Annotated in this window: 23 protein-coding genes; 17 read left to right on the top strand and 6 right to left on the bottom strand. The window is 70.9% G+C overall.

Annotated elements, in window-relative coordinates; all coding sequences use genetic code 11:
- Positions 1 to 24 precede the first annotated feature (24 nt).
- Positions 25 to 390 (bottom strand): hypothetical protein, encoded by a 366-nt coding sequence (locus H300_RS0113700; protein WP_028427888.1) that lies wholly within the window; start codon positions 388 to 390, stop codon positions 25 to 27.
- A 137-nt stretch (positions 391 to 527) separates the two neighbouring features.
- On the opposite strand from H300_RS0113700, the gene H300_RS26765 reads away from it, so the two are divergent.
- The 6 genes from H300_RS26765 to H300_RS29300 all read left to right on the top strand — a co-directional run bounded on the left by H300_RS26765 (position 528) and on the right by H300_RS29300 (position 6,512).
- Positions 528 to 1,163 carry an aldo-keto reductase family protein gene (locus H300_RS26765; protein WP_486583799.1) on the top strand — a complete coding sequence of 212 codons (636 nt, stop codon included), beginning with the start codon at positions 528 to 530 and terminating at the stop codon, positions 1,161 to 1,163.
- A 16-nt stretch (positions 1,164 to 1,179) separates the two neighbouring features.
- The gene (locus tag H300_RS0113685; RefSeq protein ID WP_486583797.1) at positions 1,180 to 1,998 is read left to right on the top strand and encodes a hypothetical protein; all 819 of its coding nucleotides are present in this window, start codon (positions 1,180 to 1,182) and stop codon (positions 1,996 to 1,998) included.
- A 276-nt stretch (positions 1,999 to 2,274) separates the two neighbouring features.
- Positions 2,275 to 3,360, top strand: coding sequence for a hypothetical protein (locus tag H300_RS0113680; RefSeq protein ID WP_028427886.1), 1,086 nt, complete (start codon positions 2,275 to 2,277; stop codon positions 3,358 to 3,360).
- A gap of 89 nt (positions 3,361 to 3,449) precedes the next feature.
- A complete protein-coding gene (locus H300_RS26760) occupies positions 3,450 to 4,139 on the top strand; it encodes a hypothetical protein (protein WP_158678366.1) in 690 nt (229 codons plus the stop codon).
- The gene (locus H300_RS26755; protein WP_051270023.1) at positions 4,132 to 5,256 is read left to right on the top strand and encodes a DNA glycosylase AlkZ-like family protein; all 1,125 of its coding nucleotides are present in this window, start codon (positions 4,132 to 4,134) and stop codon (positions 5,254 to 5,256) included. The genes H300_RS26760 and H300_RS26755 overlap by 8 nt, the downstream gene beginning before the upstream one ends.
- Positions 5,253 to 6,512 carry an MFS transporter gene (locus H300_RS29300; protein WP_028427885.1) on the top strand — a complete coding sequence of 420 codons (1,260 nt, stop codon included), beginning with the start codon at positions 5,253 to 5,255 and terminating at the stop codon, positions 6,510 to 6,512. The genes H300_RS26755 and H300_RS29300 overlap by 4 nt, the downstream gene beginning before the upstream one ends.
- 405 nt (positions 6,513 to 6,917) lie before the next feature.
- Here H300_RS29300 and H300_RS0113660 read toward each other — a convergent pair whose 3' ends face one another.
- The gene (locus H300_RS0113660) at positions 6,918 to 7,649 is read right to left on the bottom strand and encodes an SDR family oxidoreductase (protein WP_028427884.1); all 732 of its coding nucleotides are present in this window, start codon (positions 7,647 to 7,649) and stop codon (positions 6,918 to 6,920) included.
- Positions 7,650 to 7,819: 170 nt separating this feature from the next.
- On the opposite strand from H300_RS0113660, the gene H300_RS0113655 reads away from it, so the two are divergent.
- Both H300_RS0113655 and H300_RS26745 read left to right on the top strand, forming a co-directional pair.
- Entirely contained in the window at positions 7,820 to 8,302 is a 483-nt protein-coding gene (locus tag H300_RS0113655) for an RrF2 family transcriptional regulator (RefSeq protein ID WP_037980236.1), read from the top strand.
- Positions 8,303 to 8,451: 149 nt separating this feature from the next.
- Positions 8,452 to 8,946, top strand: a complete 495-nt coding sequence (locus tag H300_RS26745) for an SRPBCC family protein (protein ID WP_051270022.1) — start codon at positions 8,452 to 8,454, stop codon at positions 8,944 to 8,946.
- A 10-nt stretch (positions 8,947 to 8,956) separates the two neighbouring features.
- On the opposite strand, the gene H300_RS0113645 is transcribed toward H300_RS26745, so the two are convergent.
- Entirely contained in the window at positions 8,957 to 9,970 is a 1,014-nt protein-coding gene (locus H300_RS0113645) for a LysR family transcriptional regulator (RefSeq protein ID WP_028427882.1), read from the bottom strand.
- Between the two features lie 227 nt (positions 9,971 to 10,197).
- On the opposite strand from H300_RS0113645, the gene snpA reads away from it, so the two are divergent.
- Together snpA and H300_RS0113635 are read left to right on the top strand one after the other, a co-directional pair.
- Positions 10,198 to 10,869: a snapalysin gene (gene snpA, locus H300_RS0113640; RefSeq protein ID WP_028427881.1), complete on the top strand. Its 672-nt coding sequence runs from the start codon at positions 10,198 to 10,200 to the stop codon at positions 10,867 to 10,869.
- Positions 10,870 to 11,140: 271 nt separating this feature from the next.
- Positions 11,141 to 11,608, top strand: coding sequence for an NUDIX domain-containing protein (locus tag H300_RS0113635; RefSeq protein ID WP_028427880.1), 468 nt, complete (start codon positions 11,141 to 11,143; stop codon positions 11,606 to 11,608).
- 120 nt (positions 11,609 to 11,728) lie between these two features.
- Here the strand turns inward: H300_RS0113635 and H300_RS26740 are convergent, their stop codons facing one another.
- Entirely contained in the window at positions 11,729 to 12,985 is a 1,257-nt protein-coding gene (locus H300_RS26740) for a N5-glutamine methyltransferase family protein (RefSeq protein WP_078515972.1), read from the bottom strand.
- Between the two features lie 160 nt (positions 12,986 to 13,145).
- Between H300_RS26740 and H300_RS0113625 the strand changes: the two genes are divergently transcribed.
- From H300_RS0113625 to H300_RS0113605, 5 genes are all read left to right on the top strand, one after another.
- Positions 13,146 to 13,736 carry a peptidoglycan recognition protein family protein gene (locus H300_RS0113625; RefSeq protein WP_078515971.1) on the top strand — a complete coding sequence of 197 codons (591 nt, stop codon included), beginning with the start codon at positions 13,146 to 13,148 and terminating at the stop codon, positions 13,734 to 13,736.
- Positions 13,737 to 13,770: 34 nt separating this feature from the next.
- Positions 13,771 to 14,676, top strand: a complete 906-nt coding sequence (locus tag H300_RS0113620) for a pyridoxal-phosphate dependent enzyme (RefSeq protein ID WP_028427878.1) — start codon at positions 13,771 to 13,773, stop codon at positions 14,674 to 14,676.
- 86 nt (positions 14,677 to 14,762) lie between these two features.
- Positions 14,763 to 15,338, top strand: coding sequence for a GNAT family N-acetyltransferase (locus H300_RS0113615; RefSeq protein WP_028427877.1), 576 nt, complete (start codon positions 14,763 to 14,765; stop codon positions 15,336 to 15,338).
- Between the two features lie 234 nt (positions 15,339 to 15,572).
- Positions 15,573 to 15,980 carry an anti-sigma regulatory factor gene (locus tag H300_RS0113610; protein ID WP_028427876.1) on the top strand — a complete coding sequence of 136 codons (408 nt, stop codon included), beginning with the start codon at positions 15,573 to 15,575 and terminating at the stop codon, positions 15,978 to 15,980.
- A 38-nt stretch (positions 15,981 to 16,018) separates the two neighbouring features.
- Positions 16,019 to 16,987 carry an RNA polymerase sigma factor SigF gene (locus H300_RS0113605; RefSeq protein ID WP_078515970.1) on the top strand — a complete coding sequence of 323 codons (969 nt, stop codon included), beginning with the start codon at positions 16,019 to 16,021 and terminating at the stop codon, positions 16,985 to 16,987.
- A gap of 55 nt (positions 16,988 to 17,042) precedes the next feature.
- Here H300_RS0113605 and H300_RS26735 read toward each other — a convergent pair whose 3' ends face one another.
- Positions 17,043 to 17,543, bottom strand: a complete 501-nt coding sequence (locus H300_RS26735; protein WP_037980234.1) for a hypothetical protein — start codon at positions 17,541 to 17,543, stop codon at positions 17,043 to 17,045.
- Positions 17,544 to 17,661: 118 nt separating this feature from the next.
- On the opposite strand from H300_RS26735, the gene H300_RS0113595 reads away from it, so the two are divergent.
- On the top strand, positions 17,662 to 18,630 hold the full coding sequence (locus H300_RS0113595) for a diacylglycerol kinase family protein (RefSeq protein ID WP_028427874.1): 969 nt from the start codon (positions 17,662 to 17,664) through the stop codon (positions 18,628 to 18,630).
- Between the two features lie 317 nt (positions 18,631 to 18,947).
- On the top strand, positions 18,948 to 19,205 hold the full coding sequence (locus tag H300_RS0113590; protein WP_028427873.1) for a WhiB family transcriptional regulator: 258 nt from the start codon (positions 18,948 to 18,950) through the stop codon (positions 19,203 to 19,205).
- Between the two features lie 195 nt (positions 19,206 to 19,400).
- On the opposite strand, the gene H300_RS0113585 is transcribed toward H300_RS0113590, so the two are convergent.
- Positions 19,401 to 20,480 (bottom strand): NAD(P)/FAD-dependent oxidoreductase, encoded by a 1,080-nt coding sequence (locus H300_RS0113585; RefSeq protein ID WP_051270021.1) that lies wholly within the window; start codon positions 20,478 to 20,480, stop codon positions 19,401 to 19,403.
- Positions 20,481 to 20,552 lie beyond the last annotated feature (72 nt).

Below are 20,552 nucleotides of genomic sequence, written 5' to 3'. Positions count from 1 at the left end.
CCCGGGGGCACGTTGGGCTCCTGCTCAGCTCAACGCCTTCTCGATCGCCTCGAAGATGTCGGCGTCGGTCTCCTGCTGCCATGCCGGAAGGTCAGGCCAGTCGGCCACGTAGCCCGGTTTCGGGTCTTCGAAGTGCTTGAACATCTGCACCGTCCAGCAGGTCGCGACGAAGCGGCTCTTCTGCTCGCGGGACAGCCTCGATGTGTGACCGCCGCTGACCTCGATGAGCTGGCGTACTTGCTCGTAGACGGAGCCTGCGGCCTCGCGCTCCCACTGCGGCGTGTCGTCCCACGGAGTGACGTACCCGGGCTTGGGCTCTCCGGGGAAGTGCTGGTGCACCCCTGCGATCCAGGTCTCTCGGAACAGTCGTGCACCTTCGGTCTGCGACATGCCAACCTCTCTCGTCACGGCGCGTTCAACGTGGCGATCTCCGAGCCCAGCTCCGCCACGCGCTGATCGCGGCTCAACGGGCCGAAGTCGCTGCACAGAGATTTGAGTCTACGGGCGACGTACCCCGAAGATGAGGCTTGGGCCAGCTGGAAGGCTTCCCGGCCGTAGCTGTGACCCTGCTCGGCAGGGCGGACGTAGTGTTCGTACACAATCCCGAACGAGCCGGCCACGAATCCGACAGGGCAACGCTGCACCGGAGGTTGCGAGAGGCTTTCACGGTTCTGGAAGAGCTGGTGCAGCGGCGTCGGATCGGTGGTTACGGCGTCGCCACCTGGTCCGGCCTCACCGAGGGAGCGTTCCAGGTGCCCGAGCTGGTGACGCTCGCCAGGGAAGCGGCCGGCTCGGATGGTCACCACCTGATTGGCCTCCAGATGCCCGTCAGCCTGATCATGGACACCCCGATCAGGCAGGCACTCCAGGACACCGGCCCGCTGGTACAGGCGAAAGACGCCGGAATGATCACCTACGGCTCGGCGCCACTGCACGGCGGCGAGCTGTTGAGTGCCATGACACCCGAACTGGTGAACTTCATCCGGCCCGGGGCGTCGGCTGCCGCCGCGGCGCTCCTGGCCGCCGGGGCATGCCCGGCTCTGGACGTCGTACTGACATCGGCCAGCAGCCGTGAGCACTGGGAAGATGACGCCAAAGTCCTTACCTCGCCACTCGCCCCCGCCCAGCTCAGAAGGGTGACTGATGCACTCGCCACCGGATGAAGCCACGCGGACCCTGATGGAAGCTGCGCACGAACACGCCGCCAAGGCCCTCGGGCTGACCTGCACCGGGCCGCCCGCATGGGGATTCGCCGGCTTCACCCTGGGCCGCCAGTCGGGCCGACACTGGCTCCGGGTCAGCCGCAGCAAGGCGAAGAACGCCGGACGGAAGAACGGGGAAGGCACCGTCGGAGCCTCGGTCCTGGTGCCACACGAGGTGCCGCGCCCTGCCCTGCACCGGGTCTACGACTGGGTCGAAGGCGAGTGGTCATTCGAATCGGAGTTGTCGGACCTCGTGCCGCGACCCGTGATCTCCCCTACGCAGCCGGACCTTACCCAGAACCCGGACCTCCCGGACGAGTGGTGGGAACGTCTACGGCACGCTCTCGACCAACTGACCAGTGTGGAGGGCGTCAAGGAGACCGTGCGGGACACATGGATCGACCGGGCCTTCCCCCAGTTCCTCGGCATTCCCGCTCCGGCCAAGATCGAGCGTGCCACCAGCCACGGTGACCTCCACTGGGGCAACATCACCGGGCCACCCCTGACCCTCCTGGACTGGGAGCGCTGGGGCCGCGTCCCTGTCGGCTACGACCCAGGGCTCCTCCACGCCAACAGCCTGCTCGTCCCCGATGTCGCGGCACGCGTCCGCATCGAGTTCGCCTCCGTCCTCGCCACGCCAGCCGGCAGAATCGGTGAGCTGTGTGCCCTCGCCGAGATGCTCCAGGCCGTCGCGCGGGGCCACTACCCGCAACTCGCCCCGCGCCTATTGGACCGCAGCGAAGAACTGACCGGGGTGCGTCCTCCCGCCTCCTCCCCGGCCGAGATCACTGCCTGACGTTCTTCGGCTTCGGGCCAGGTGCATGGCCACGCACCGGGCCTCGCGGTCCGCACAGCCCCCAGGGGCCCAACGCCCCGCGGGCTTCGTCGCTGTGGACCCGCCCGCCCGCGCTGAAGGCCACTGGGCGGGTCGCCCGCTTGCGCCCTGTCAAGATCACCTTCTCAGCCAACTTGAACGTCAGGCATAGACCGCACGCACATGCGTTGCATAGCGTCGGTTGAGTAACGCAGCCGCCACGGAAGGTGACGGAAGCCGACAGTTGGAGACAACAACGTGAGCGTTGAGATCTACTCGACCGACACCGACTCCGGACAGATCACCGTCATCCGCAAGGACGGGCCGTCTTCCCACACCGTCCACAAGGAGATCTCCGTCGGCAACGCTCCGCGCGGTAGCGTGAAGTTCACCCGTGATGGTCGCGGATTCGTGTCCAACACCAGCACCAACACCGTCTCCGAGCTCGACGCCCTGACGCGTCGAGAGGTGGCGCGGATCACGGTCGGCTCGGGCCCTCGTGGCCTTGGCATCGTGGCCGGCGAGCGGTACATGCTGGTGTCCAACTCGGGTTCGAACACCGTGTCCGTCGTGGACCTGGAGTCGCGTACGGAGGTCACCCAGGTCGCAGTGGCTCGCGACCCGCGACACATGGCCATCAGCAAGGACGGCCGGTCTGCGTACGTGTGCATCTGGGGATCGGGCTACGTTTCTAAGCTCGACCTAAGCGGCCTTGTGGACGGGGGGCGTCCGGAGTCTATCCGTGAGGTCGCCCGCATCCACATCGGCGAAGACTCCTTCCCCTACAGCCTGAACATCGACCGCGCCGGCAAGCGCGCCTACGTGGCGTGCAACGCCATCGCGGCGATGCCCGTCATCGACCTGGAGACGGACAAGGTCATAGCCAAGGTGCCGGTCATGGGGGATGGTGGTCGGGCGGTCGCCTTCACCACCGACGACCAGTACGCCCTGCTCACCCTGGAGCGCAACTCCGTGGTGGCGGTGATCGACACCGAGGAGCTGAAGGCGACGCGCTACATCCCCGTGGGCCCGGGCCCGCGCGGCATCGCGGTCGACGAGCAGGACAACACCGTCTATTGCGGCCTCTTCGCCCGGACCGTGCCCGACGACGACGACAAGATCGAGTTCAAGTTCAGCCCTCACAGCCTGTCTGTCGTCCACCTCGACGGTGTCGACCTCTCCCTGCCCGCGGAGGAAGGCGGAGACGTGCAGTACGACCAGATCAGGGTCGGCTACGGCCCCTGCAGCGTCTCGGTGTTCGACTCTTCGCAGGTCTCCTACGAGGACAGCAAGCTCAATCAGGCCGCAGCACAGCTGAGCGCCAGCACCAAGGCCAGCGCGTAGCCAGCCTGTAGCTACAGATCGTCCACTAGGCCCCCGCGAGCAGCAGCCCGCGGGGGCCGCCCCCCGTCATGAAAGGTGCAGGTCCTCCCTTGCCCATTGAAGTGCCGTTCCGCCAGATCCACCCATGGGCAGTCATGCCGAGCAAGTACCAGGTCGACCGCGCTCACAGCAGAAAAGACGCGGCAGTTTACCGGGAGCACTTCCGCTTCGTCCGGGCCGAGAGGCGCCCCGAGCACTGTGCTCCCTGGGTGATGGGGCGTGAACTGGGCTGGCAAGTGCACAGCCCGATAGACGTCACCTTCTCCCCGCTGGACCAGATCGAACTTGACGGGGCATCGGAACCAGAGGCAGCCGGGCGGGCGGCGAATCGTACAGAGTTGTGGCAGCGGGAGAAGACGCACCTAGCAGTGGAGAAGAGTAGCTGGCTCCACCTGCACCAGTTCCGTACCACGCGTGGCTGGGAGAACATGTTCCTGGTCAACGGCGCAGGAACGGTCGAGTGGCGCATGGGCTGGACGGCGGACGTGCCCCGCGGCTACTTTCTTCTCATCCTGCCCCTGGAGGGCACCACGGGCCTAGAAGTCCCAGTCGGGATCTTGAGCAGCTCCATCACAGCCCGCATGGCCAAGGACGACGGCTTGAGCATCGCGGTGCGACCCACCGCCACCACCACCGTGCACCGCGGCCAGCCGATCGCCCGCATCGTCTTGCTGCACGCCGACTCACTCCAGGCACGCGGAACATTCGAAGAAACCACGTCGGAGGAAGGCGTTGATTGAGCTGTCGGCGGAGCAGGCCCGCTCCATCGCAGTGGCCGCCCAAGGGCTACACACCGCTGACAGCCCCCGCCATCCCACCGACATTCTCCGCCACCTGGGCTGCATCCAACTCGACACGATCAACGTAATACGCCGCTCCCACGAACTAGTACAGCTAGCCCGCGGTGCCACTCCTGAAGACGCCCGTCACCTGATCGACGAGTCGGCACCGCCCATACTGTTCGAGTACTGGGCGCACGCGGCGTCACTGGTTCCTCTCGCCCTCTGGCCGCTGTTCGCGTTCCGCCGGCGCGCCTTCGCCACAAAGGGATGGAGGGGCCCAACGGTCGACTCAAAAGCAGTAGACCATGTGCGCACCGTCATCGCCGACCAGGAAACTGTCACCATCAGCGACCTCGGTGGTGCCCAGGGCAGTGGCTGGGAACGCTCCTCGGCTAACAAGTGGGCTCTGGAGTGGCTGTTGGCCACCGGCGAACTGGTCTGTGTACACCGGCGAAGCTGGCAGCGCGTGTACCAAGCGGCGCAAAGCGTGCTTCCGGATCATCTACTCAGCAACGCTCTCACCGATGACGAGTGTCTCCGTGCGCTCACCCGCCTCGCGATTGAAGCGCTCGGCATCGGCACTGCAGGAGACGTCGCTGACTACTTCCGTCTCCCGCCCCGCGCGGTCACCTCATTTCTGAGGGAACTCGACAACGCGGAAGAATGCCATGTTGAGGGCTGGCGAGAACCCACATGGGTCGCCAACTCCGCGATGGACGGGCCGCAACCGAACCAGGAGGCGTGCACCCCTCTTTCTCCGTTCGACTCGCTGGTGTGGCACCGGCCACGCATGAAGCGGCTATTCGGCGTCGAGTACCTGCTGGAGGCATACAAGCCGGCGGCCAGGCGAGAGTGCGGCTACTTCGGCATGCCCGTGCTCGTGGGAACCGCCCTCGCTGGACGCATCGCAGCACGAGTCAGCAAAGGCACTGCCACGCTCGAAGGGCATCAACTCCTCGACGGCCACGACCCGGCATGCCTCGACAGCGCCCTGGCGACCGTGTGCCGATGGGCCGAAGCCACGCACACCCTCAGCATTTCTCGACCGAACCTCCACACGGGAGCTACCACTTGAGCGACACCGCCGCCCCCGGCTACCGCACCACGCTCACCACGCCGAGAGCCAAAACGGGCCTTGCCCTCGGTGTCCTGAGCCGGCTCCCGGCTGGCCTCATACCCTTCGCGGTGCTCATCTCCTTCGCCCAGCACTATGGAATCGGCATCGCCGGCCTGGCCTCCGGAGCCTTGATGCTCGCCATTGCCGTGCCCGGCCCGGCACGCGCACGCTGGTGCGAGCACCGCGGACCGGTGGCCCTGATCCTTATGGCAGCGCTCAGCGTCCTGCTGTTCGGTGCAGCCGCCACCGCGACCGGCATGAAGTACTGGCAGGTGCCGCTGGCACTCACAGCGGCAGCGGGCGCCTTCTTCCCACCGCTCTCGCCCAGTCTGAGAGCTCTCTGGTCCCGCGTAATGCCAGACAAGCAACACCTTCAGAGCATCCACGCGCTCGATTCGACGATTGAAGAACTGACCTTCGTAGCCACCCCGCTGCTGGGGTCCGCAGCCATGGCGCTGATCGACACTCGCTGGGTAACCGTCGGCGGAGCCGTCATCCTCCTACCCGCCGCGGTGGGTCTCGTGGCAGTGCTTCGCACTCTCCCGGCCGCCGAGGACACTGAGAGCGACACCTCCGATGCCGCCAAGACCGCGCGGAGGCGTTCGCTGATACTCACCCGCGACGGGCGAGGCATCACCGTCCCAGTGATCGTCCTTGGCCTCTGCGGCGGCGGACTCACGGTCATCATCCCGGCGGCCACCGCCAACTTCGCCGACATCATCTCGTCCGGCTATGCCTTCGCGTCCTTCTCTCTCGGCGGCGCAGTCGGCGGCCTGGCCTATGGGCGCAAGAAGTGGAACTCTTCCCTGCGGACGCGCTACGCCGTCGCCACCGCCGCGCTTGTCGTCGGCGCCCTCCTCGTGGCCGCCCTCTCTTCCTCCCCCTGGCTGATTCTTGCCGTCTTCTGCTTCGGCGTGCCCATGACGCCGATATTCGTCATCGCATACCTGCTCGTCGACGAACGCATCGCCGCGCCGCGACACACGGAAGCCAACGCCTGGCTCGGCTCCGGGTTCAACCTTGGGTCCGCGGCCGGCTCAGCGCTCGGCGGCCCGCTGCTGGCACTCACAGGCCCTCGTGTAGTCGGCCTCGCGCTTGCTGGCGTCGCAGCGATCGCCGCAGTCATCGCTCAACGGCTGCCCACCACTCCCTCACTCTCTGACAAGGCCGCCACGCCGAACGCGACCGCTGACGACGCCGAAGTCGCCACATAGCTGTACAGGATTCACACGGCTCGAACCCACGCCAGTACGAGGCAGAGTGTGCTCGACCGCCGCAGCTGAAGCGCCGAGGCAGCCCCGCGCGGCTCACAGCGGAGCAGTCCGCACACAGTCCGCAGGACACCCGATGACGACCATCACGCACCATCGCTGGTCAACCGGAAAAGGCCAGGTCAGCGGCCCGCAGCGAACGACTCCGCAGGTCACCGACCTGGCCGGTTACTAGGAGACCAAGAAGGCCTGATCTCCGGTCAGGCCTTCTGACCTGCGGTCTTCTTGATCGCTTGGCCGTTCCCCCGCACCCGGCCCGCAGGCCGCCGCCCCAGCGGCGGCCTCCGCGGCCGGGCGCGGTCGCGTGGAGCCGCCGCCCGGGCTCCACGGGATGCGGACGGGAAGAGGTCAGGAGAGCCAGTCCCGGTAGTGGGTGGGGGCGATCCGGGCGCCGTCCTTCGCGATGAGCGCGTCGCCGCGGACGGCGGCGAACAGACCGGCGGAGTCGTCCGTGACGACGGTGCGGGCGTCGGCCCGCGCGGCGAGGGCGATCCGGCCGAGCTCGTCCAACGGGTACACCTCCGGACCTGCGAGGTCGAGGGTGCCGTTCAGCGGGGCACCCGCCGCGACCTCGGCGACGAGGGCCGCGACGTCCGCCACCGCGATCGGCTGGATCGGAGTGGCGGGCAGCCGGACGGTGTCCCCGTCCGCCGTCCAGGACAGGACGTCTTCGACGAACTCCATGAACTGGGTGGCCCGGACGATCGAGTACGGCAGCGGACCCGCTTTGAGGACATCCTCCTGGAGCACCTTGGCGCGGTAGTAGTCCAGCTCGGGCACCCGGTCGACGCCGACGATCGAGAGTGCGACGACGTGGCGCACCGCGGCCTTGCGCGCGGCGGTCAGCAAGGCGTCCGTCGCGGCGCGGAAGAAAGCGAGGGAAGCCTCGTCGGAGGTCGGCGAGTTGGTCACGTCGACCACCACCTCGGCACCCACCAGCGCTTCGTCCAGGCCCTTGCCGGTGGCGACGTCGACGCCGGTGGAGCGGGAATGGGGCGTCGCCTCGTGGCCCGCCGCGTTCAGCGCCTCGACGACCCGGGCACCGGCCAGTCCGGTGCCGCCGACTACCGAGATCCTCATGTCATGCCTTCCGTCCGGGGGCGGCGTCCGTCCCGACGGGGAGGGGCGGGGCGGGCTGGACGGCCCGCCCGACCGTCCAGCCGACCATCACGGGAACTCGGACACTCGACATCCGGGATAATACCCGGATACTCGGCATCCGAGTCAAGGTCCGGCGTTAGAGTGTCCGGGTGAGGCTGTCCGGAGGAGTGGAGTGGGCGCTGCACTGCTGTGTCGTGCTCACCTCGGTCGACGAACCGGTTCCGGCGGCCCGGCTGGCGGAGTTGCACGACGTCTCCCCCAGCTACCTCGCCAAGCAGCTCCAGGCCCTCTCGCGTGCCGGGCTCGTCCACTCCGTACAGGGGAAGGCCGGCGGCTACGCACTGACCCGGGACCCGGCGGCCGTCACCGTGCTCGACGTGGTCCGCGCCGTCGACGGGAGCGGTCCCGCCTTCGTGTGCACGGAGATCCGCCAACGCGGCCCGCTGGCCACGCCGCCCGAGTCCTGCACCGCCGCCTGCGGCATCGCCCGCGTGATGGCGGACGCGGAGACCGCCTGGCGCGAGTCGCTGCGCGCCGTCTCGATCGCCGACCTCGCGCGGAGCCTCGGCTCCAACGGCCCACCGGGCGCGCTGGACGCGTTCAGGGCGTGGCTCACCGCCCCGGGGGACTGAACGTCCGCGGCCACCGGAGGGACCGGGGCCCCGGGAGGTCGGTTCCGACTCCTTCCGGCCCGGCGACCTGGACGTCCGTGCTTCCCGGCGGGTCGCGCACGGCGGGTTAGGCTGATCGACCGACCGCACCGGAGACAGAGAGAGGGAACGTGGCGACGACGACCCTGCACAGTAAAGGCGACCGGCACACGCTGCGCTTCGAGCGCACCTACCGGCACCCGGTGACGGAGGTCTGGGCCGCTCTCACCGAACCGGACCGGATGGCCGGCTGGTTCCCGGCCCGGGTCGACTACCGGGGGCCGTCCACCGGTGCGGAGATGACGTTCACCTTCGAGGGCGACGACGATCCCCCGACGAAGGGCGAGGTGACCGAGGCGGTCCCGGAGCGGGTGTTCGCCTTCGTCTGGGACGGCGACCCGATCCGGATCGAGCTGGCGCCCGACGAGGAGAAGCCGGACCGGACCGCGCTGGTCCTCACCAGCATCTTCGAGGGACGCGACTGGGCGGTGCGGAACGCGGCGGGCTGGCACATCTGCCTGGACATGCTGAAGTCCGCGCTGGCCGGCGAGTCCCCGAAGACACCGGTGGGCAAGCGCCAGTCGCAACTGCTGAAGGAGTACGCCGCCCAGTTCGACCGGAGCTGAGCCCGGGGGTTCAGGCGACCAGCGGGCTGTCGTTCCGGTGCAGCCACCGGAGGTAGACCGTGTTCGCGCGGGCGATCCGTTCGTACGCGGTGCGCAGGTCGGTGAAGACGGCCTCCATCTCGGCGTCCGCACCGGCGTCCGCACCCTCCGGCGCCGATTCCCCGCCCTCCGGTCCGGGGGCACCGTCCCCGGCGCGGGAGGCCATCAGCAGCCGCACCGCCAGCGGGTCCCCGCGCAGGGGGCGGATGACCATACCGGGCCTGGGGTGCGCGGTCGGCTGGCACGGCAGCACCACCTCGCCCGCGGTGACCAGTTCGGCCGCGGTCAGGTAGTCCCCGAGCACCATCCGGGGATCGACCCCGGCCGCGGCGAACACCCGCCGCAGCCCGTCCCATTCACCGTCGGCCGCGGGGTCCACCATCCAGCGGTCCCCGGCCAGGTCGGCGATGTCGAGCACCGGCTTGCGCGCGGCGGGGTGGGCCGCCGCCACGGCGACGAACTGGGGTTCGCGCGCGACGAGTACCCGGGTGCCGACCCCGGGCGGCAGGCGCAGCGGCGAGCCCACCACCTCGTGGACGAAGGCCGCGTCGAGCTGGTCGGCGGCGAGCATCTGGAGCAGGGCGTTCGCGGAGACGTCGATGTGGATGGTGGTGTCCCGGTCCGGGTAGCGCAGGTGCAGCAGTTGGAGCCAGCCGGCGACCGCCCGGCTTCCGGTGCTGCCGGTGCTGCCGATCCGCAGCCCGGTCCCGGCTGTGCGGCGTGCGGTGCTCCTGGCCTCGCTCACCAGGGCGGTCATCTCGGCCACAAGCGGCCGGGCGCGGCTGAGCACGGTGCATCCCAGCGGGGTCGGCCGGCTCCCGCTGCGGGCGCGGACGAAGAGCGGGCCGCCCACCGCGTTCTCGATCCGCCGCAACTGGGTGGTCAACGAGGGCTGGGTCATGCCGAGTTGGCGGGCGGCTTTGCGCACGCTGCCGGTGTCGGCGATGGCGCACAGTGCCCGGAGGTGCCTGACTTCGAGCTCCACGCCCGGAGCATAGACGCAGGCCTGTCATGTACACCAGGGCGCGGATTCCCGGTGAACCGGGCGTTTCCGACGGGGGTATGGGCCGAAGCTATCGCCGACTGACATCATCCGCCGCCCCCGTTCCGTCCCGGAGACTCGGCTCGACCGAACGTTCAGCCGGTTCACTCCGGCCGCCGCCCCACTCCCGGCGGACCGGCAGTCACCCGGCGGAAGGGAAGGAACCCCCCATGCAGCACAACAAGTCGGCACTCTCGGCCGTCCTCGGCCTCGGCCTCGCCGCCGCACTCGCGGCCGTCCCCACCACCTCGGCCTCGGCCACCCCCGCGCCGGACACCGCCGGGTTCAGCACCCTCGCCTACTCCGGGTCCCCCGCCGAGGACGCAGCCGGCAACCGGGCGTTCTTCCGCGCCGTGATGAAGTCCGCGCTGGAGAAACAGGCGGACAACCCGCAGGCGGCGGCCGTCACCGTGACCTACGACGCCGGCGGCGCACCCAGCTTCCGCAGCGAGATAGCGGCGAGCACCCGGATCTGGAACTCGTCCGTCAGCAACGTGCGGCTCCAGGAGGGAGGCAACGCGGACTTCCGGTACTACGAGGGCGACGACCCGCGCGGTTCGTTCGCCTACACCGACGGGCGGGGCAACGGCTACATATTCCTCGACTACCAGCAGAACCTGACCTACGACTCCACCCGGGTCACCACGCACGAGACCGGCCACGTGCTGGGCCTGCCGGACAACTACCTGGGGCCGTGCAGCGAGTTGATGTCCGGTGGCGGCCCCGGCCCCTCGTGCACCAACGCCAACCCGAACCGGACGGAGATCAACCGGGTGAACCAGCTCTGGGCGAACGGGCTGAGCGCCTTCGAGAAGCAGGACGCGCTGACCAAGGTCCGCTGACCGGCGCCCGCACGACTGACGGACCGTCGCGCCCCCACACGGCTCCCGGTCCGTCGGTACCCGCATCGACAGGCTGCGCAGGCGTACGTCGGTGCAGGAGCCCCGTTGCCCGTCCGCCGTTCGGCGGACGGGCAACGGCGTGCGGGACGGGGAAAGCGGGTGCAGGGCCGGAGGCCGGGATGGGACACTGTCCGGGCACGCCCGCAACGGGCGCACCCGCCGGGGTCCGCCGGGGTCCGCCGGGGCCGAACGATCCGAGAGGTGCCGCCGCGTGCCACCGTCCACCGCCCATGCTTCCGCGCTGCTCGTCGCCGCCGTCCTCGTGCACGACCCCGCGACCGACCGGGTGGTGCTGCTGCAACGTGGCCCGGAGTCCCGTTTCTCACCGGGCTGTTGGGACCTCCCGGTCGGCAAGTGCGAGGCGGGCGAACCGCTGCCGTCCGCGGCCGTGCGCGAGCTGCGCGAGGAGACGGGGCTCGTGGTCGAGCCCGACGACCTGCACCTGGCGCACGTGGTGCACGGCGCCCACGGCGTGGACGCGCCAAACGGTTTCCTCACGGTCGTCCTCGCCACCCGGCGCTGGTCCGGAACCCTGCGCAACGCAGAACCGGCGAAGCACTCCGCTGTCCGCTGGACACCGGTCGACAGCCTGCCCGCAGACACTGTGCCACCTGCGGCCGAGGCGCTGGCCCACTACCGGGAGGGACGCTCGCGAGTGCTGCTGACCGGCTGGACGTGACCTCCGGACCCCCTGACCGCCCCGGCCTCCGCGAACTCCTCGGACCCCCTGGCTGCCCCGGCCCCCTCCGGACTCCCCCGGACGAGCGGCGGGGCGGTGCAGTGGCGGGGCGGCAGGCGGTCAGACCGCGGCGAGCCGCCAGAGCGAGGTCACCTCGGCGGCGCGGGCCTTGTACAGCGGGTCCTCGGTGTCGCTCGCCCGCGGGTGCGTGGGACGGGCGTCGTGCCGCTCCAGCACCCGCAGTCCCGACGCGGCGAACAGATCCAGCAGTTCGGTCCGAGTCCGCAGTCCCAGGTGCTCCGCGAGGTCGGAAAGGACGAGCCAGCCCTCTCCCCCGGGTGTCAGCCGCGCCGGCAGTCCGACCAGGAACCCGCGGAGCATCCGGCTGCCGGGGTCGTAGACGGACCGCTCCAGCGCGGAGGCGGGCTTGGCCGGTACCCAGGGCGGGTTGCAGACGACGAGCGGCGCGCGTCCCGCCGGGAAGAGGTCGGCGGACTCCACCACGACCCGGTCGGCCGCCCCGAGCCGTTCGACGTTCTCCGTCGCACAGGCCAGTGCCCGCGCGTCGAGGTCGGTCGCCACCACGCGCCCGACGCCGCGGCGGGCCAGCAGGACCGCGAGCACCCCGGTCCCGGTGCCGATGTCGAAGGCCGAGGAGCGGTCCTCGGGCAGCGGCGCCCCGGCGACCAGGTCCACGTACTCGCCGCGCACCGGCGCGAAGACCCCGTGGTGCGGGTGGACGCGGTCGCTGTCGAGCGCGGGCACCGGCACGCCCTTGCGCCGCCACTCGTACGCGCCGACGACTCCCGTCAGTTCGCGCAGCGGAACGCACAGCGGACCGCCGTGGGCGGGGTAGGGCCCGTACGCCGCCTCGCAGGCCTCCCGCACCTCGGGGGCGCGACCCAGCGGGACGCGGTAGCCGTCCTCCAGCGGCACCAGCAGCATGCCGAGCAGCCGCGCCCGGCGGCCCTGTGCGCGACGGTGCAGGTGGAAGGCCTCCCGCGCGGCCCCGGCCGGTGCGGGGCGGCTGCGGTCGGCCCGCCGGCCCATCGCGGTCAGCAACTGCCGGGCACCGGGGTGGTCGCCGCGCCAGAGCAGCGCCGTCCCCTCGCAGACCAGCTTGAAGGCGGCGTCCGCCGTCAGCCGGTCGTCCACCTCGACCAGCCGCTTCGGCACCGGCGCGGCCGAGGCGGGGTGGAGCGCGGGCAGGGGCCCGGCCGCGTTCCCCGCCGACACGGCCAGGCGCTCGGGGTCCGCGTCCGCGCCCTCGGCACCGGAAGCCGGTACGGGGGGAGCGGGGTGCGCTGCGGTTCCCGAAGGCTTCGCGGGTCCTGCGGGGCGGGGCGCGTCGGACGCGCCGGGCGGCAGGACATCCATACCAGGCATGTCGCCAAACCTACTCCCCCGTGCGCACCCTCCCGGCCCGTGAGTCCGTCCGGCGCGCGGCGACCGCACGCGCCGTTCGGCGCACCCCGGCGCGCACATCGAGGATGACTACCCCCTGTCATTCCATGGTCGCACTGGGTAAAAGTAGAGTATGGCACCACCGATCACCGCGAAGAGTCTGCTGTCCGCGTTGAACCGAGAAGACCTGACCGTCGTCCAGTACGACGGCTGGCGCACCCACAACCGCAACCGGCAGGGAGCCTGGGGCCCCCTGAACGGTGTGATGATCCACCACACCGTCACCAGCGGGTCGCGGCACACCGTCGAGCTGTGCCGCAACGGCTACCCGGGACTGCCGGGCCCACTGTGCCACGGCGTGATCACCAAGGACGGCCGCGTGCACCTGATCGGACACGGCCGGGCCAACCACGCCGGGCTGGGCGACTCCGACGTACTGCGGGCGGTCATCGCCGAGCGGCGGACCCCGCCTCCCAACGATCACAACACCGACGGCAACAGCCGGTTCTACGGCTTCGAGTGCGAGAACCTCGGCAACGGCCGCGACCCGTGGCCCGAGGTCCAGCTGGAGGCCATCGAGCGCGCCGCCGCGGCGATCTGCCGGCACCACGGGTGGAACGAGCGCTCGGTGATCGGCCATCTGGAGTGGACGAACCGCAAGATCGATCCGCGTGGCTTCTCCATGGACGCGATGCGGGAGCGCATCGGCAAGCGGCTGAGGTGAGCACCGGCCGCCGCGGGCGGCGACAATCGCGGGCATGACCACACGTCCCGGCCCGCCGTCGCACCCGGCGCTCCCTCCGCCACGGCTCCCCTCTCCGCTCCAGGAGGCGTCCGACGCGCGGTTCACCGCACGTGGACTGCGGCTGCTGCTCAAACGGGACGACCTGATCCACCCCGCGCTCCCCGGGAACAAGTGGCGCAAGCTCGTGCCGAACCTGCGGGACGCGGGGGCAGCCGGGCACCGCACCCTGCTCACCTTCGGCGGTGCGTACTCCAACCACCTGCGCGCGACGGCCGCGGCCGGGCGGTTGCTGGGGCTGCGCACGATCGGCGTGGTCCGGGGCGAGGAACTGGCCGACCGGCCGCTGAACCCCTCGCTGGCGCGCTGCCGGGCGGACGGCATGCGGTTGCACTTCGTCTCCCGGGCGCAGTACCGGCGCAGGTCGGGGCCTGGACGGACAGCCTGGGAGGACGAGTTGCGGAAACGGTTCGGGCCGTTCTTCGCCGTGCCGGAGGGCGGCAGCAACGCGGCCGCGGTGCGGGGCTGCGCGGAGCTGGGACGTGAGCTGCACGGCCGGGCCGACCTGGTCGCGGTGGCCTGCGGCACCGGCGGGACCCTGGCCGGGGCGGCGGCCGAGGGGCCCGAGGTGCTCGGCTTCCCGGTGGTGAGGGGCGGCTTCCTGGCCGCGGAGATCGTGCGCCTGCAACGGGAGGCCTTCGGCGGCCCCCGGGGCACCTGGTCGCTGGAGGAGCGCTTCCACGGCGGCGGTTACGGGCGGCGGACCGAGGAGCTGGACCGCTTCGCCGCGGACTTCGCCCGGCGCCACGCGGTGGCGCCGGAGCCGGTGCACGTCGCGAAGATGCTGCTCGGGTTGACGGTGCTCGCCGAGGAGGGCGCGTTCCGGCCCGGTAGCGTGCTCGCCGCCGTCATCACCGGCTGAACCCGCTCCCGCCCACCAGGCACGGGCGTGCCGCACGCGCGGCGGGCGGGCGCCATGGGCGCCGGGGCGGGCCGTAGGCTCTCCCCATGATCCGAGCCGCCACCCCGGCCGACGTGCCGGTCCTCAGTGCCATGATCCGCGAACTCGCCGCGTACGAACGCGCGGAGGAGGAGGCAAGGGCGACCGAGGAGCAACTGCACGAGGCCCTGTTCGGGCCGCAGCCAGCCGTCTTCGCCCTGCTCGCCGAGGCGCCGGCCGGGGCCGCGGAGACAGGAGCCGACGAGGGTGCGGAGGCAGCGGTGGAGCCGGTGGGGTTCGCCCTGTGGTTCCGGAACTTCTCCACCTGGACCGGGGCGCACGGCATCTACCTGGAGGACCTCTACGTGCGTCCGGCCGCACGCGGCGGCGGCCACGGCCGCGCCCTGCTCGCGGCGCTGGCCCGGATCTGTGTGGAGCGGGGGTACGCGCGGTTCGAGTGGTCGGTCCTCGACTGGAACGAGCCGTCGATCGGGTTCTACCGGGCACTGGGGGCCGAGTCGATGGACGGATGGACCGTGCAGCGGATGACGGGGGAACCGCTGCACCTACTGGCCCGCACGGCCGACGGCGGGCCGGGGACCGACGGCGCGTCCGAGGGCGACAGCCGAAGCAACGCTGCGTAATATTCTCGGAATTGATGCCGGACAGACCCTAGCCACGGACAGTACCCATGTGTTTACTATGGGTTACGTTCGCAGTGTGAGACGCCCCGCCCCATCCGGGCGACAGCATGCCACAGATCGCGATAGCGTCGCAGATGAACCGACTGCCGCGCCGACACCCGCCGCCCGCCGAGGGCGGGCCCCGGGAAGGCGGTTCCGGCAGCCAGACCGGATTGTGTCACCTTGGAGGTGAGGGTGTCCCAGATCGTAGGTGGGGAGCAGGACTTCGTCGAGGTCCGACTGCCCGCGGCGGGTGCCTATCTGTCGGTGCTGCGGACGGCTACGGCCGGCCTCGCGGCCCGCTTGGACTTCACCCTCGACGAGATCGAGGATCTGCGCATCGCGGTCGACGAGGCCTGCGCGATCCTTCTCCAGCAAGCCGTTCCCGGGAGTGTGCTCAGTTGCGTCTTCAAGCTCGTCGGTGACTCACTGAGAGTGACGGTGTCGGCGCCCACCACGGACGGACGTGCGCCGGAACGCGACACCTTCGCCTGGACGGTGCTCTCCGCGCTGGCCGGCGAGGTCGACTCCACGGTGGCCGACGACCGCACGGTCAGCATCAGCCTGCACAAGAAGCGTGGCGCTGATCCCGGAGCATCGTGACGGATGCCGACGGGCCAGCACGGGAGGAGGGGGCCGGTATGAACGACCTGGAGCGCGACACACCGGTCGGCCGCCACGAAATGGCGGCGGACGCGGCTATCCCGGAACAGCATGCCCGGCCCCACCCGGCCGACCCGGACCACCCGGCGGACCCCGCCCCATCGGCCGAGCACGGCCGGACGGCGGAGCGGGCCGGGAGGCAGGAGGGGCCCGTGGAGACCGCGCACCAGCAAGGCCGGCACGCCGCCGACCCGCACGATCGCAGTGGCGCCCGTGCGCTCTTCGTCGAACTGCGCGGGCTCCCCGACGGTTCCCCGGAGCGTGCCGAGCTCCGCAACGCGCTGGTGCGCATGCACCTGCCGCTGGTCGAGCACCTGGCCCGCCGTTTCCGCAACCGCGGCGAGCCGCTGGACGACCTCACCCAGGTCGCCACCATCGGCCTGATCAAGTCGGTGGATCGCTTCGACCCGGAGCGCGGCGTCGAGTTCTCCACCTACGCGACACCGACGGTGGTCGGCGAGATCAAACGTCACTTCCGCGACAAGGGCTGGGCGGTCCGGGTGCCGCGGCGGCTCCAGGAGCTGCGGCTCTCGCTCTCCACCGCGACGGCCGAACTGTCCCAGCAGCACGGCCGCGCCCCGACGGTGCACGAGCTCGCGCAGCGGCTCTCCGTCTCGGAGGAGGACGTGCTGGAGGGCCTGGAGTCAGCCAACGCCTACAGCACTCTCTCGCTGGACGTGCCGGACACCGACGACGAGTCGCCGGCCGTCGCGGACACCCTGGGCGCCGAGGACGACGCCCTGGCGGGGGTGGAGTACCGCGAGTCGCTGAAACCGCTGCTGGAAGAGCTGCCACCGCGGGAGAAGAAGATCCTGCTGCTCCGTTTCTTCGGCAACATGACCCAGTCGCAGATCGCCGAGGAGGTCGGCATCTCGCAGATGCACGTCTCCCGGCTGCTCGCCCGCACGCTGGCCCAGTTGCGGGCCCGTCTGCTCGTCGAGGAGTGAGCCCGCGGGGAGCGGGCCGGGCCGCTGCGGGGCCCGGCCGCCGACGCCTCGGTGGTCAGGCGTCGTCCGCGCCCGGGCGCCCGGTGGCCGGCCGCGCCGCCTCCGGCCGCCCCACGTCCAGGGCGGCGTGGGTGCGCGGGTGGAAGAGGCAGACCAGCACCGTCACGGCGACGGCGGCCAGCGTGAGCCCGGCCGCCACCCACCATCCCTGGCTGCTGCCCATCTGCCATCCCACGGGGAGGGCGAGGAGCTGCACCAGCACGGCCGGACTGCGGCTCCAGCGGCGCGACCGCCACAGCCCCCGGGCCGTGACGAGGGGCAGCACCGCGAGGAGCAGGACGGTCACCGCTCCGGCGACCGCCTGCGTCATACTGTCCGGCCGGTCGCCGAAGGCGAGCAGCACCAGCATCCCGGCGCCGCCGGCCGCCACCACCAGGCCCTCCAGTCCGACCAGTGCGGCCGCCAGCGCGACCCGGCGGGGACGCGGGTGCCGCGCTTCGGGAGCGGCGGCGCCGGAGGTGTGCTCGGGCGAGGGGCCACGGGAGTCCGTACTCACCCGGCCAGGGTAGCCGTGGCGGCGCGGGCGGCACGGGGGCGCAGGGACGCGTTTCTGCCGTGCCCGGGCAGCGGGACGGGTTACGTCCGCACTCGTTCCGGTCTGTACTCTGCACAGCATGCGCGCGCTTCTCGTGGTCAACCCCAAGGCAACCACCACCAGTGCCCGCACCCGGGACGTCCTCGCCCACGCGCTGGCCAGCGACCTCAAGCTGGAGGTCGCCACCACCGAGAGGCGCGGCCACGCCCGCGAGCTCGCCCGGGAGGCCGCGCAGGACGGAGGGACCGAGCTGGTGATCGCCCTCGGCGGTGACGGCACGGTGAACGAGATCGTCAACGGCCTGCTGCACGACGGGCCCGATCCGGAGGGGCTGCCGAGCATGGCGGTGGTCCCCGGCGGCTCCACCAACGTCTTCGCTCGGGCGCTCGGGATGCCGAACCACGCGGTGGAGGCCACCGGTGCACTGCTGGACGCGCTCGCCGCCGGCCGGAGCCGCACGGTGGGCCTCGGCCGCGCCAGGGGTGCGCCGGGGACCGAGGACGAGGCCCTGCCGGCCCGCTGGTTCACCTTCTGCGCCGGGTTCGGTTTCGACGCCGGTGTCGTCGGCCGGGTCGAACAGCAGCGGGAACTCGGGCGGCGTTCCACCCACGCGCTGTACGTGCGGCAGGCGATGCGCCAGTTCTTCGGTGACTCCCACCGCAGGGAGGGCACCATCACACTGGAGCGCCCCGGTGCGGACCCGCTCACCGGCATGGTGCTCTCCATAGTCTGCAACACCTCGCCGTGGACCTACCTGGGCAATCGTCCGGTGTACGCCACCCCGCGGGCGTCCTTCGACACCGCGCTCGACGTGCTGGGCCTGGCCCGGCTCTCACCGGCCGCGGTGACCCGCTACGGCACCCAGCTGCTCACCTCGGGGCCGCGTCGGGGACCGCACGGCAAGCACGCGGTCACGCTCCATGACGAAACCGACTTCACCTTGCATTCGCAGGTTCCGCTGCCGTTTCAGATGGATGGTGACCACCTGGGACTGCGTTTTGGTGTGGCCTTCACAGGCGTACGGCGTGCACTGCGTGTGATTGTGTAAGCGGAACGGCCGAAAGTCCTTCCAGTCGAACGTTTAGGCCAGCCTCCACCCACTAGAAGTACGGCTGTGAGTGAGTAGACACCAAGGATTCAAAAAAAACTTGGCGGAAGGGGTTGTATCCGCCGCCCAGGTTTGCGAGTCTCTTCATGGCGATCGGGACAGCCCTTCAATGGGCCCCTTGAGAGCCGGAACCCCCTCCGCATCCTCATGCGACCCGCATCACATTTTCAGGGTCAGCCCTTCAGTTGCGGAGGGATTCGTGAAAGCGTTCACATTCACAAGCAACAAGCCCGAAACGCGTAGGAGATGGAGCAGCCATGGACTGGCGTCACAACGCCGTTTGCCGCGAGGAAGACCCCGAGCTCTTCTTCCCCATCGGCAACACCGGTCCTGCGCTGCTGCAGATCGAGGAAGCCAAGGCCGTCTGTCGCCGCTGCCCCGTCATGGAGCAGTGCCTGCAGTGGGCCCTGGAGTCCGGCCAGGACTCCGGTGTATGGGGTGGCCTCAGCGAGGATGAGCGCCGCGCGATGAAGCGCCGTGCCGCCCGCAACCGTGCCCGCAAGGCCACCGCCTGACGCCCAGCCAGCCGAGCTGAACCGAGCCGCAGCGCGCAGTTCCCCCGGTGCGCACTCGCACACTGTCAACAACGAGCCCCGTTTATTCACTCTCAAGTGGTGAGTAAACGGGGCTCGTTGCGTGCTACGCAGGAGGAAGTCCGTCCGCCGGGCCGTGCGTTCTGCGGGGGCGCGCTACCGGAACGCGAGCGGGGCTCACATTCCGTGCCGGCGCTCGCCGAGAACCGCTGCGCTCACCTCGCTCTCCTGTTCCGGGGAGAAGGCCGGAGCGCCGGCCCGGGGAATCCGCCGGGCGGCAACCGAGCGCGCCGCGTCCTCGGCGATCAGTTCCGCGTTGAGCGCCCCGGCCACCCGTACCCCGGCCGCGGCCGCACCGATCAGCGTCTCCGTCAGGCTGGTGGCGTTGCCCGCGGCACGGACGCCGGGCACCCCGGTCGCCCCGGCGGCATCCGCGTCGATGCGGCTGCCCAGCACGTGGCCGCCGCTCTCCTCCGCCACCACACGGAGCCCGAGGCCGGCCAGGTGGCCGACCCCGGCGACGGCGCGCGGCAGGACGACGAGCGCATCGCAGGGCAGCGTCCGCCCCCCGGCGAGCACCACACCCGTCAGCCGGTCCCCGGTGACGGCGAGCCGGGCCACCTCGCCGTCCACCACCGCGACGTCCAGCGCGGCCAGCTGCTCGTACTCCTCGTCGCCCGGCTCGGGCGCGGTGTGCAGGAAGAGGGCCACCCGCGGGGTCCACTGCCGCCACAGCAGCGCCTGATGTGCGGCGAGCGGGCCCGTGGCCAGGACGCCGACGGCCTGGTCGCGGAACTCCCAGCCGTGGCAGTACGGGCAATGCAGGACGTCCCGACCCCATCGCTCGGCGACCCCGGGCACGGCCGGCAGCTCGTCGGCCAGCCCGGTCGTCACCAGAAGCCGCCGCCCCCGGACGGCGGACCCGTCGGCGAGGCGCACCCGGAAGCCGTCCCCGGCCGGCGCGGGCTCGGCCCCGACGACCTCCGCGTCGAGGAACGCACCGCCGTAGCCGGCGACCTCGGTACGGCCGGTCGCGAGCAGCCGCTCCGGCGGGGTGCCCTCGGCTGCCAGGTAGTTGTGGACGTGCGAGGCGGGCGCGTTGCGCGGGCTGCCGCTGTCGACCACAAGCACCGTGCGCCGGGCCCGCGAGAGGGTCAGCGCCGCGCTCAGTCCCGCCGCCCCGCCCCCGATGACGACCACGTCGTAGTGCCGCTCGGCGGGGGCCGCCGGATTCCGTTCCGTGTTCCGTGCTGTCATGCGAAGCACCTCCGTTCACGGCGATACTCCGCCCGCCCGCACCGTGCGGCAAGTTGCCTTGCTGATTCAGCA

The sequence above is a fragment of the Streptomyces sp. TAA040 genome, assembly GCF_000424845.1.
This window is presented reverse-complemented; position numbering and strand designations above follow the sequence as displayed.

Coding starts and splice junctions, on each gene's coding strand:
- H300_RS0113660 (WP_028427884.1), bottom strand. CDS start 7,649: ATGAGGATCTCGGTAGTCGGCGGCACCGGACTGGCCGGTGCCCGGGTC.
- H300_RS0113605 (WP_078515970.1), top strand. CDS start 16,019: ATGAACGACCTGGAGCGCGACACACCGGTCGGCCGCCACGAAATGGCG.
- H300_RS0113620 (WP_028427878.1), top strand. CDS start 13,771: ATGACCACACGTCCCGGCCCGCCGTCGCACCCGGCGCTCCCTCCGCCA.
- H300_RS0113595 (WP_028427874.1), top strand. CDS start 17,662: ATGCGCGCGCTTCTCGTGGTCAACCCCAAGGCAACCACCACCAGTGCC.
- H300_RS0113585 (WP_051270021.1), bottom strand. CDS start 20,480: ATGACAGCACGGAACACGGAACGGAATCCGGCGGCCCCCGCCGAGCGG.
- H300_RS26740 (WP_078515972.1), bottom strand. CDS start 12,985: ATGGATGTCCTGCCGCCCGGCGCGTCCGACGCGCCCCGCCCCGCAGGA.
- H300_RS0113590 (WP_028427873.1), top strand. CDS start 18,948: ATGGACTGGCGTCACAACGCCGTTTGCCGCGAGGAAGACCCCGAGCTC.
- snpA (WP_028427881.1), top strand. CDS start 10,198: ATGCAGCACAACAAGTCGGCACTCTCGGCCGTCCTCGGCCTCGGCCTC.
- H300_RS0113625 (WP_078515971.1), top strand. CDS start 13,146: ATGGCACCACCGATCACCGCGAAGAGTCTGCTGTCCGCGTTGAACCGA.
- H300_RS0113700 (WP_028427888.1), bottom strand. CDS start 390: ATGTCGCAGACCGAAGGTGCACGACTGTTCCGAGAGACCTGGATCGCA.
- H300_RS0113615 (WP_028427877.1), top strand. CDS start 14,763: ATGATCCGAGCCGCCACCCCGGCCGACGTGCCGGTCCTCAGTGCCATG.
- H300_RS0113685 (WP_486583797.1), top strand. CDS start 1,180: ATGGAAGCTGCGCACGAACACGCCGCCAAGGCCCTCGGGCTGACCTGC.